We start from the raw sequence: 10604 nt of genomic DNA, 5'->3' as shown, positions 1-10604 counted from the left end.
GGCGACGGAGTGGATCGTGGCGAGGCCGATGCCCGCCGCCTTGGCCTTCTCCAGGCCCGCCAGATAGGCGTCCATGACCTCGCGGTAGCGCTCCAGCGAGAAGATCAGCGTGACGTTGACGCTGATACCGAGGCCGATGACCTCGGTGATCGCCGGGAGACCGGCCTTCGTCGCCGGGATCTTGATCATCACGTTCGGGCGGTCGACGAGCCAGGCGAGCTGCTTGGCCTCGGCGACGGTCGCCCTCGTGTTGTGGGCGAGGCGCGGGTCGACCTCGATGGAGACCCGGCCGTCACGGCCGGCGGTGGCGTCGTACACCGGGCGCAGGATGTCGGCGGCGGCGCGGACGTCGGCCGTGGTCATCATCCGGACGGCCTCGTCGACCGTCACGCCGCGTTCGGCCAGGTCGGCGAGCTGCTCCTCGTACCCCTCACCGGAGCCGATGGCGGCCTGGAAGATGGAGGGGTTGGTGGTGACGCCCACCACGTGCCTGGTCTCGACGAGTTCGGCGAGGTTGCCGGAGGCGATGCGCTTGCGGGAGAGGTCGTCCAGCCAGATGGAGACGCCTTCGCCGGAGAGGCGCTTCAGGGTTACCGCGGTCGCGGTTGCTTCGGTCACAGTGATCATCTTCCTTCGTGCGATCGGATCAACCGCGGGCGGCGGCGAGGGATTCCCGCGCGGCGGCGGCGACGTTCTCGGCGGTGAAACCGAACTCGGCGAACAAGGTCCTGGCGTCGGCGGAAGCACCGAAGTGCTCGAGGGAGACAATGCGTCCGTGGTCACCGACGTAGCGGTACCAGGTCAGGCCGATGCCCGCCTCGACCGCCACGCGGGCCTTCACGGACGGCGGAAGGACGCTCGCCCGGTACTCCGGGGACTGCTCCTCGAACCACTCCACGGACGGCATCGACACGACCCGGGTGCCGATCCCCTCGGCCTCCAGCAGCTCACGCGCCTCGACGGCGAGGTGCACCTCGGAGCCGGTGGCGATCAGAACCAGGTCGGGCGTCTCGGTGGAGGAGTCACGCAGCACGTAACCACCCTTGGCAGCCTCGGAGTTGGCCTCGTAGGTGGGGACGCCCTGGCGGGTCAGGGCCAGGCCGTGCGGGGCGGGGTTGGTGGCATGCCGCTTGAGGATCTCGGCCCAGGCGATCGCGGTCTCGTTGGCGTCGGCCGGGCGGACGATGTTCAGGCCCGGGATGGCGCGCAGCGAGGCCAGGTGTTCGACCGGCTGGTGGGTCGGGCCGTCTTCGCCCAGACCGATGGAGTCGTGCGTCCACACGTAGGTGACGGGGAGCTGCATCAGCGCGGACAGACGTACGGCGTTGCGCATGTAGTCGGAGAAGACCAGGAAGGTGCCGCCGTAGATGCGGGTGTTGCCGTGCAGGGCGATGCCGTTCATCTCCGCGGCCATGGAGTGCTCGCGGATGCCGAAGTGGACGGTACGGCCGTACGGGTCGGCCTCGGGCAGCGGGTTGCCCTTCGGCAGGAAGGAGGACGTCTTGTCGATGGTGGTGTTGTTCGAGCCGGCCAGGTCGGCGGAGCCGCCCCACAGTTCGGGGATCACCGCGCCCAGCGCCTGGAGGACCTTGCCGGAGGCGGCGCGGGTGGCGACGGACGTGCCTGCCTCGAACGCCGGGAGCTTCTCCTGCCAGCCCTCGGGAAGCTGGCCGGCGACGATCCGGTCGAACAGCCTGGCCCGCTCGGGCTGCGCGGTGCGCCACTCGGCGATGTGCTTGTCCCAGGCGGCGTGCGCCTCGGCACCCCGGTCCAGGGCCTGGCGGGCGTGGGCGAGGACCTCGCCCGCGACCTCGAAGGACTTCTCCGCATCGAAGCCCAGCAGACGCTTGGTGGCGGCGACCTCGTCCGCGCCCAGCGCGGAGCCGTGCGAGGCCTCGGTGTTGCGGGCGTTCGGCGCGGGCCAGGCGATGATCGTGCGCATCGCGATGATCGAGGGCCGTCCGGTCTCCGCCTGCGCCGCCTTCAGCGCCGTGTACAGCGCGTGGACGTCGATGTCGCCGTCGGCCGAGGGCTCGATGCGCTGCACGTGCCACCCGTACGCCTCGTAGCGCCCCAGCACGTCCTCGGAGAACGCGGTGGCGGTGTCGCCCTCGATGGAGATGTGGTTGTCGTCGTAGACGAAGACCAGGTTGCCCAGCTTCTGGTGGCCCGCGAGCGAGGACGCCTCGGCGGAGATGCCCTCCTCCAGGTCACCGTCCGAGACGATGCCCCAGATGGTGTGGTCAAAGGGCGACTCACCCTCCGGCGCCTCGGGGTCGAACAGACCACGCTCGTAGCGGGCGGCCATCGCCATGCCCACCGCGTTCGCGACACCCTGCCCCAGCGGACCGGTCGTCGTCTCCACACCCGCGGTGTGCCCGTACTCGGGGTGCCCCGGCGTCTTCGAACCGTGCGTGCGGAACGCCTTGAGGTCGTCCAGTCCGAGTTCGTAGCCGGAGAGGAAGAGCTGCGTGTAGAGGGTCAGCGAGGTGTGACCGGGGGACAGGACGAACCGGTCGCGGCCGGTCCACTCCGGGTCGGCGGGGTCGTGTCGCATCACCTTCTGAAAGATCGTGTACGCGGCCGGGGCCAGGCTCATCGCGGTGCCCGGGTGGCCGTTTCCGACCTTCTGTACGGCGTCAGCGGCCAGGATGCGGGCGGTGTCGACGGCCCGCCGGTCGAGCTCGGTCCATTCGAAGCCGTCGGGGCTCTGCGTACTCATCTTCAAGAAGTCCTCACTGGATCTGGAATCTCTGGTTGGAACGCCTTCAAAACTAAAAGTCTGACTTTTGCCGGGGAAGGTGCCCATGTGTCAGCCTTCGGTGAAAGTGGGACACGGAGTGCTGTAGCGAGTCGACGCGAGAGGGACATGGCAGACAGAACCACCCAAGGCGGTGCAGGGCGCGAAGGTGAGCCCCGGGACGGGATCAGGACCTTCCCCTTCCCGGTCGATCTGAGCCTGTCCGGCGTCGGTATGCAGGTCGGCGCGATGGGGACCGGGCGCGTCTGGCACGCGGACGCCCCGCTGGAACGCGTGCACCGGATCGACTTCCATGTCGTGATGCTCTTTCACGAGGGCCCGGTCAGACACATGATCGACTTCGCCGAGTACGAGGCGTCCGCGGGCGACATCCTGTGGATCCGCCCCGGTCAGGTGCACCGTTTCTCCCACACCGACCGCTACCGCGGCACCGTCCTGATCATGCAGCCCGGCTTCCTGCCGCGCGCGACCGTCGAGGCGACCGGTCTCTACCGCTACGACCAGCCGCCACTGCTGCGGCCCGGCGCCGCCCAACTGGCCGCCCTGGAGCACTCGCTCACCCAGCTCGAACGGGAGTACGTCGACACCACCACGCTGCCGCTCAGTCTGCACACCGCGGTGCTGCGGCACTCCCTCACCGCGTTCCTGCTGCGCCTCGCCCATCTCGCGGCCAGCTCCGCCGAAGCGGCCCGCGAGCAGACCGACACCACCTTCACGCGCTTCCGGGACGCGGTCGAGAAGGACTTCGCCACCAACCACAGCGTCAGCGCGTACGCCGACGCACTCGGCTACTCCCGCCGCACCCTGGTCCGCGCGGTGCGCGCGGCCACCGGTGAGACACCGAAGGGATTCATCGACAAGCGGGTGGTCCTGGAGGCCAAACGGCTGCTGGCACACACGGAGATGCCCATCGGCCGCATCGGCGTCGCCGTGGGCTTCCCCGACTCGGCGAACTTCTCCAAGTTCTTCCACCAGCACACGGGGACGAGCCCGGTGGTGTTCCGGGCGGAGCTGCGCTGAGTCCCGACGAGAAGGGTCCGTGCCGAAGAAAGGACGAGAAGGGTCCGTGCCGAAGAAAAGGGGCGGGCCCGCGGGCCCGCCCCTTCATTCCTCGTACCGCTCGCCGGGGAGCCTCCTCGTCAGTGGCCGAAGTCGAACCAGTTGACGTTCACGAAGTCGGCCGGCTGGCCGCTGGTGAAGGTCAGATAGACGTCATGGGTGCCGGTGACGCCGGTGATGTTGGCCGGGACCGTCCGCCAGCTCTGCCAGCCGCCGGTGTTGCCCACCGCGAAACTGCCGATGGGGGTACTTGTACGGCTGTCGAGGCGCACCTCGACCAGACCGCTGACCCCGCTCGCCGCACCGCTGGCGACCCGCGCGTAGAACTGCGTGGCCGCCGTGGAGCCGAAGTTGACATCCTTGTAGAGCGCCCAGTCACCGCTTGCGAGCGAGCCGATGTCCTGGCCGCCGCCGGTGTCCGTGGTGGTCTCGGTGCTGGTGCCCGACTGGCTGTCGTACGACTCGGCCTGGATGGCGCTGTAGGCGTCACGGTTGCCGGTCGGAGGCGGTGTGGTACCGCTCCCACTGGCCTGCAGCACCTGGACGTAGTCCACGACCAGCGGGTGGCCGGGCTCGGTGCCGCTGTCCGGACCGCCGCCGAACGCGTCGGGGAAACCACCGCCCATCGCCACGTTCAGGATGACGAAATAGCCGTGGTTGGTGGCGTTCGCCCAGGTGGTCGCGTCGACCTGGTTCGCCTTGACCGTGTGGAAGTTGACGCCGTCGAGGTAGAAGCGGATCTCCTCGGGGCTCGTCGAGCGGTCCCACTCCATGGCGTAGGTGTGGAAGCCTGCCTGACATGTGGTGCCGGCGCACGGGGTGTTGCCGCCGATGCCGCTGGTCTCGTTGCACGGGCCGCCCGGGTTGGTGCCGCAGTGCATGGTGGCCCACTCGGTGTTGAGGCCCTGGACGTTCTCCATGATGTCCAGCTCGCCGACGCTCGGCCAGTTCTGGTAGTTGCCGCGGTAGGGCGCGCCGAGCGTCCAGAAGGCGGGCCAGTAGCCCTTGGCGGCGGCGCCGGTCACGTTCGGCATCTGGAGGCGCGCCTCGACGCGGAGTTTGCCGCCCGCGGGCGGCTGGAAGTCGGTGCGGGTGGTCTCGATACGGCCCGAGGTCCAGTTGCCGGAGGCGTCCCGGCGCGGGGTGATCAAAAGGTTGCCGTTGCCGTCGAGCGCCACGTTGTTGGTGCTTGAGGTCATCGTCTCGACCTCGCCGGTGCCCCAGTTGGCGGCGCCGCCCGGATAGCTGGTGCCGGTGTCGTACTGCCAGTTGGAGGTGTTGACGCCGGAGCCGGCCGCCCCGTTGAAGTCGTCGACGAAGACCTGGGACCAGCCGGCCGGGGGAGTGGGCGCGGACGCGTTCGCGGGGAGGACCGCGGCCACGGCCAGGGACAGTGTGCCGACCGCTGCCAGGATGACGCGCCGCAGGGGGCCGCGTCTGACAGGTGTGCCGGAGGGTTCACTCATGAATGCCTCTTCGGTACGGAGTGGGGGTGCGCGGGTGCTGTTGAGAGCGCTCTCAAGCAAGGTGCGCGGCCAATGTGCTCTCTGTCACTCCGAGCGTCAAGAGGTAAAGCCGAGAAACTCCTTTCTCTGTACGGGAGTTCATGCAATGAAGAGTGGGATGCATGGGGCCCTGCCTAGAGGGCGCTCCCCGCCTTCCAGTCCGACCAGGACAGGTTCCAGCCGTTGAGGCCGTTGGACGCCTCCACGGTCTTCTCGCCCGAGTTCTTGACGACGACGACATCGCCGAGCATCGAACCGGCGTAGAACTTGTAGCCCGGCACGGAGCTGTCGTCCGCTCCCTTGGCGTCGTGCAGACCGACACATCCGTGGCTGGTGTTGGTGGAGCCGAACACCGAGGCCGAGGCCCAGTAGTTGCCGTGGATGAAGGTGCCGGAGGTGGTCAGGCGCTGGGCGTGCGGGACGTCCGGGATGTCGTACTCGTCGCCGAGCCCGACGGTCGAGGACTCCATCCGGGTCTGCTTGAACCGTTCGCTGATCACCATGATCCCGGACCAGGTGGTGTGGCCGGCGTCGCCGCCGCTCACCGGGTAGGTGGCGAGGGCGGAGCCGTCGCGCTCGACGGTCATGGTCTTCTTCGCCAGGTCGACCGTGCTGATCTGACGGCGGCCGATGTGGAAGGTGACGTCCTTGGACTGGGTGCCGTAGACGCCGGTCGTGCCCTCGACGTCTTTCAGGCGCAGGCTCAGCGTGATCTTCGTGCCCGCGGCCCAGTACTCCTCGGGCCGGAAGTCGAGCCGTGTGTCGCTGAACCAGTGGCCGACCACCTCGACCGCGGGCTCCGCCGTCACCGTGATCGCCTTTTCCACGGAGGCCCTGTCCTTCACGGCCTCGGTGAAGTTGATCGACACGGGCATGCCGACACCGGAGGTCGAATTCGCCTCGGGCGTGAAGTAACCCACGAACGTGTGCGAGGGCCGCTCGGTGACGAAGGTCGCGCTCTGCGCGGCGGCGCCCTTCGGCGTGGCCGTGACCGTGTATTTGGTGCCCGAGTAAGGGTTTTTCGTGGATGTCCATTTCGTACGGGCGTCATTGAAGGATCCGGCCAGGGTGGAGCCGTCGTTTCCGCTGACCTCGACGCTCGCGAGCGTGCCGTTGCTGACGGTGACCTCGACCGGGTCCGTGAAACCGGCCTTCTTCGTGCCGTCGGCCGGGGTGACGGTCACGGTCGGGGTCTTGACCTCGGCTTTTGTGCCCGCCCCCGCCTTCGCGTCCGTTCCCTCCGAGGCGTCCGCCGAGCCGCTGCAGCCCGCGAGGATGCCCACGGCCGGCACGGCGCCGAGGGCGGCCAGCACCCCGCGCCGCGACCAGGCCGGCCACTCGGACCGGTTCGCCGTCCGCCGCTCGGACCGGTTCGAATTCTTCGCGTAGCCCACGGCACGCCTTTCCTGGATGACCATCACGCCTGCTGGTGCATCCTGCGCCGCCTTCCTGGGGTGACTCTTTGAAACCCGGGGCCTTCGTCTGAGACTTGCGTGAAGAGGACCTGAGAATCGGCCTGAAGGAACGGCGTACGGCAATGTGGGAAGCGCCGTTCGAGGGATCGGCGAGTGTCGTGGACAGGGGCGAGGAGGCGTGGCTCGTACGTTCGGCCGACGTGACCCATCGTGATCCTCACCCGGTTCTGGCGAGGATGCCCAGGCGTTCACGCCGGGGAGAAATCACCGACTTCTACACTCCCGCCACCCTCATCAAGTCCCTGGACATCACGAACGTCGTGGGCCGCATCAAGATGCCCACACTGGTCCTCGACTACGAGAACGAGCAGTTCTATCCCGGCCGGCCGCGCATGATGTTCGACAGGCTGACGGGACCCAAGGATTGTGTGAAGCTCACCGCGGCCACCGGCGCACAGCTGCACTGTTCACCGATGGCCCCGCAGCAGCACTGCGAGGTCGTCTTCGACTGGCTGCGGGGAAAGCCGGCGGGCAGCTGAACCCCCGCGGCGGACTCGTCGCCGCGGGCCGCGCCCTGGGAGCCTCAGGTGCCCGGCTCGGTCCGGGTCTGCGGCTGCCACCCCAGGGCGCGGGAGATCCCCCGCGCCGCCAGCCGTACCGCCGGAATCAACGCCGGTACCTGGGCGCCGTGTTCGGGGACCACGACGGAGACCGCCGCGACCACCGTGCCGCCCGCGCCGCGCACCGGAGCGGCGACCGACAGGGCGTCGTCGGTGACCTGACGGCTGCTCACCGCCACGCCGGTGCGGCGGACTTCGGCGAGCGTGCGGCGCAGGCGGGCCCCGTCGGTGAGGGTGTGCGGGGTGAACGCGGCCAACGGCCCCGAACAGTAGGCTTCTTGGGACGCGGAATCGCCGTGGGCCAGCAGTGCGAGGCCCACGCCCGTCGCGTGCAGGGGCCAGCGGGCGCCCACCTGGATGCGTACACCGACCGCGGAGCGTCCGGAGATCCACTCGATGTAGACGACCTCGGAGTTGTCGCGGACCGCCATCTGCACGTTCTCGTGCGTGGCCTCGTACAGGTCTTCCAGGTACGGCAGCGCGATCTGGCGGAGGGCCAGGCCACGGGGTGCGAGGGCCGCGATCTCCCAGAGGCGCAGGCCCACGTGGTAGACGCCGTCCGCGTCCCGCTCCAGCGCGCCCCAGTCGGTGAGGGCGCCCACCAGCCGGTGGGCGGTGGTGAGGGTGAGTCCGGCCCGGCGGCTGATTCCCGTCAGGGAGAGTGCCGGGTGCCGGTGGTCGAAGGCGGCGAGCACGGCGAGCAGACGGTCGGGCGCGGACAGCGTGGTCATGAGTTCAGTTCGGCTTCCGCGACCCGTTGCAGGAGCGTGTGCAGGGCGTCCCGCTCGGCGGGGGCGAGCGGCTGGAGCAGGTCGTTCGTGACGCGCAGGCCCGCCTCGTCCGTGTCGCGCAGGAACGCCCGGCCGTCGTCCGTGAGCACGACGATCCGGCTGCGGCGGTCGTCCGGCGACGGGCGGCGCTCGGCGAAACCGAGCTTCTCCAGGTCGTCGACGAGTCCGACGATCGCACTCGGGTCGTAGCCGAGCCGCGAGCTCAGCTCCCGCTGGAGCGCTCCCTCGGAGGTGGCCAGGAAGCGCAGCAGTGCGTAGTGGCGCAGCCGCAGCCCCGACTCCTGGAGGAAGGTGTTGAACAGCTGCCCGGAGCGAAGGCCCAGCCGGTACAGCAGATAGCCGGTGTCGGCGTGCAGTCCGCGCATCCACGGCTCCTGGGCGTCGATGGGGGCGGGGCCGGTGGCCGGACTGGTGGCGTTCTGCTGGCCTGTGATGACGGGCTCCCTGGGCCGGGCCCCGGGCGGGGCGGTTCATTCGTGCCGGGTACGGCATGCCGTACTGCGTACAGCATCGCGCCGTACTCCGCACAGCATGCCGCACGGATGAGTCGGCAACAACTATTGACGTCAACAATTATTGTCCTTAGCTTCGATCTCGTAGCCGCAGCTCGGCATCGCAAGCCGGGCTTTGGACCCTCAGCGTCGAAGGGACCCTCTCGTGCCCAGCATCGATCTCACCGGCAAGGTGGCCGTCGTCACCGGCAGCGGCCGTGGCCTCGGCCTGGCCTACGCGCACGCCCTCGCGGCCGTCGGCGCCCGCGTGGTCGTCAACGACGTCGACGAGGCCGTGGCCGAGCAGGCCGTGAAGTCCATCACCGCCGCGGGCGGCAAGGCCGTGGCCGAGGTGGTCCCGGTCGGCACCACCGAGGCGGCCGACCGGCTCGTCGCCCGTGCGGTGGAGGAGTTCGGACGGCTCGACATCCTGGTCACCAACGCGGGCATCCTGCGCGACAGGGTGCTGTGGAAGATGACCGACGAGGACTTCGACGCGGTGATCACCACGCATCTGAAGGGCACCTTCACCTGTGCCCGCGCCGCCGCCGTGCGCATGCGCGAGCAGGGCGAGGGCGGCTCGCTGATCCTGGTCGGCTCGCCGGCCGGACAGCGCGGGAACTTCGGCCAGACGAACTACGCCGCCGCGAAGGCGGGCATCGCCGCCATGGCCCGCACGTGGTCGATGGAGCTGGGCCGCGCGGGCATCACCGTCAACGCGATCGTGCCGGTCGCAGCCACCGCTATGACCGAGACCATCCCCGCCTTCGCCCCGTACGTCGAGGCCATGCGCAATGGCGAGCCGCTGCCCGACTTCCTCCGCAAGGGCGAGGGCTTCGGCACCCCCGAGGACTGCGCCGCCCTGGTCCCGTTCCTCGCCTCCGACGCCGCCCGCGGGGTCACCGGCCAGGCCATCGGCATCGGCGGTGACAAGGTGGCACTCTGGTCGCATCCGCAGGAGGTCAGGGCGGCGTACGCGGACGGCGGCTGGACCCCCGACACCCTGGCCGACGCCTGGGCCACGTCGGTCGGCGCCGAGCCGCAGACCGTCGGGATCCCCGCGCCGAAGCTTCCGGAGGCGTGATGGACCTGAACGAACTCGTCGCGATCGACGTCCACACCCATGCGGAGGTGTCCTCGAAGGGCCACGCCTCCCTCGACGACGATCTGCACGAAGCCTCCAGCGCCTACTTCAAGGTCGAGGGCAAGCGGAAGCCCACCCTGGAGGAGACGGCCGCCTACTACCGCGAGCGGAAGATGGCCGCCGTGATCTTCACGGTGGACGCCGAGTCCGCCACCGGTACCGCGCCCGTCCCCAACGAGGAGGTCGCCGAGGCCGCCGCCGCGAACCCGGACGTGCTGATCCCGTTCGCCTCCATCGACCCCTTCCGCGGCAGGGCGGGCGTCAAGCAGGCCCGGCGGCTGGTCGAGGAGTACGGGGTGAAGGGCTTCAAGTTCCACCCCAGCATCCAGGGCTTCTTCCCCAACGACAGGTCGGTGGCGTACGAGCTGTACGAGGTGATCGAGGAGACCGGCACCATCGCCCTCTTCCACACCGGGCAGACCGGGATCGGGGCCGGGGTTCCGGGCGGCGGCGGCATCCGGCTGAAGTACTCCAACCCCCTGCACGTGGACGACGTGGCCGCCGACTTCCCGCACCTCAAGATCATCCTGGCGCACCCCTCCTTCCCCTGGCAGGACGAGGCGCTGGCCGTCGCCACCCACAAGCCGGGTGTGCACATCGACCTGTCCGGCTGGTCGCCCAAGTACTTCCCGCCGCAGCTCGTGCAGTACGCCAACACACTGCTCAAGGACAAGGTGCTCTTCGGCTCCGACTACCCGGTCCTCACCCCCGACCGCTGGCTCGCCGACTTCGACAAGCTGACGATCAAGGACGAGGTCAAGCCGAAGATCCTCAAGGAGAACGCCGCCCGGCTGCTCGGGCTGACACCGTAAGGGGCC

The 10604-nt window shown here is 69.3% G+C and carries 10 protein-coding genes; 4 read left to right on the top strand and 6 right to left on the bottom strand.

Annotated elements, in window-relative coordinates; genetic code table 11:
* Positions 1-627: transaldolase (tal, locus tag ABZ656_RS21505; RefSeq protein ID WP_360269824.1), on the bottom strand; the 627-nt coding region annotated here is incomplete at its 3' end.
* Between the two features lie 19 nt (positions 628-646).
* Positions 647-2722, bottom strand: coding sequence for a transketolase (gene tkt / locus ABZ656_RS21500; protein WP_101402023.1), 2076 nt, complete (start codon positions 2720-2722; stop codon positions 647-649).
* A 147-nt stretch (positions 2723-2869) separates the two neighbouring features.
* Between tkt and ABZ656_RS21495 the strand changes: the two genes are divergently transcribed.
* A complete protein-coding gene (locus tag ABZ656_RS21495) occupies positions 2870-3781 on the top strand; it encodes an AraC family transcriptional regulator (RefSeq protein WP_101402024.1) in 912 nt (303 codons plus the stop codon).
* Positions 3782-3900: 119 nt separating this feature from the next.
* Here ABZ656_RS21495 and ABZ656_RS21490 read toward each other — a convergent pair whose 3' ends face one another.
* Together ABZ656_RS21490 and ABZ656_RS21485 are read right to left on the bottom strand one after the other, a co-directional pair.
* Complete coding sequence (locus ABZ656_RS21490) at positions 3901-5286, bottom strand: glycoside hydrolase family 16 protein (protein WP_101402025.1); 1386 nt, start codon at positions 5284-5286, stop codon at positions 3901-3903.
* 173 nt (positions 5287-5459) lie between these two features.
* On the bottom strand, positions 5460-6719 hold the full coding sequence (locus tag ABZ656_RS21485) for an Ig-like domain-containing protein (RefSeq protein ID WP_360269821.1): 1260 nt from the start codon (positions 6717-6719) through the stop codon (positions 5460-5462).
* A 257-nt stretch (positions 6720-6976) separates the two neighbouring features.
* On the opposite strand from ABZ656_RS21485, the gene ABZ656_RS21480 reads away from it, so the two are divergent.
* Positions 6977-7279: a hypothetical protein gene (locus ABZ656_RS21480; protein WP_360269819.1), complete on the top strand. Its 303-nt coding sequence runs from the start codon at positions 6977-6979 to the stop codon at positions 7277-7279.
* A gap of 44 nt (positions 7280-7323) precedes the next feature.
* Here the strand turns inward: ABZ656_RS21480 and ABZ656_RS21475 are convergent, their stop codons facing one another.
* Together ABZ656_RS21475 and ABZ656_RS21470 are read right to left on the bottom strand one after the other, a co-directional pair.
* Positions 7324-8091 (bottom strand): IclR family transcriptional regulator, encoded by a 768-nt coding sequence (locus ABZ656_RS21475; RefSeq protein ID WP_101402027.1) that lies wholly within the window; start codon positions 8089-8091, stop codon positions 7324-7326.
* Complete coding sequence (locus ABZ656_RS21470) at positions 8088-8516, bottom strand: MarR family transcriptional regulator (RefSeq protein ID WP_067361645.1); 429 nt, start codon at positions 8514-8516, stop codon at positions 8088-8090. Before ABZ656_RS21470 ends, ABZ656_RS21475 begins: the two co-directional genes overlap by 4 nt.
* Positions 8517-8808: 292 nt before the next feature.
* Between ABZ656_RS21470 and ABZ656_RS21465 the strand changes: the two genes are divergently transcribed.
* Both ABZ656_RS21465 and ABZ656_RS21460 read left to right on the top strand, forming a co-directional pair.
* Entirely contained in the window at positions 8809-9726 is a 918-nt protein-coding gene (locus ABZ656_RS21465; RefSeq protein ID WP_101402028.1) for an SDR family oxidoreductase, read from the top strand.
* Positions 9726-10598, top strand: coding sequence for an amidohydrolase family protein (locus tag ABZ656_RS21460; RefSeq protein WP_101402029.1), 873 nt, complete (start codon positions 9726-9728; stop codon positions 10596-10598). Before ABZ656_RS21465 ends, ABZ656_RS21460 begins: the two co-directional genes overlap by 1 nt.
* The last annotated feature ends 6 nt before the right edge of the window (positions 10599-10604 follow it).

The organism is Streptomyces sp. NPDC007095 (assembly GCF_040634475.1).
Lineage (GTDB): Bacteria > Actinomycetota > Actinomycetes > Streptomycetales > Streptomycetaceae > Streptomyces.
This window is presented reverse-complemented; position numbering and strand designations above follow the sequence as displayed.

Excerpts from the sequence above, each read along its gene's own strand:
- ABZ656_RS21460 (WP_101402029.1), top strand. The coding sequence starts at position 9,726 with ATGGACCTGAACGAACTCGTCGCGATCGACGTCCACACCCATGCGGAG.
- ABZ656_RS21490 (WP_101402025.1), bottom strand. The coding sequence starts at position 5,286 with ATGAGTGAACCCTCCGGCACACCTGTCAGACGCGGCCCCCTGCGGCGC.
- ABZ656_RS21480 (WP_360269819.1), top strand. The coding sequence starts at position 6,977 with ATGCCCAGGCGTTCACGCCGGGGAGAAATCACCGACTTCTACACTCCC.
- ABZ656_RS21495 (WP_101402024.1), top strand. The coding sequence starts at position 2,870 with ATGGCAGACAGAACCACCCAAGGCGGTGCAGGGCGCGAAGGTGAGCCC.
- ABZ656_RS21470 (WP_067361645.1), bottom strand. The coding sequence starts at position 8,516 with ATGCGCGGACTGCACGCCGACACCGGCTATCTGCTGTACCGGCTGGGC.
- tkt (WP_101402023.1), bottom strand. The coding sequence starts at position 2,722 with ATGAGTACGCAGAGCCCCGACGGCTTCGAATGGACCGAGCTCGACCGG.
- ABZ656_RS21475 (WP_101402027.1), bottom strand. The coding sequence starts at position 8,091 with ATGACCACGCTGTCCGCGCCCGACCGTCTGCTCGCCGTGCTCGCCGCC.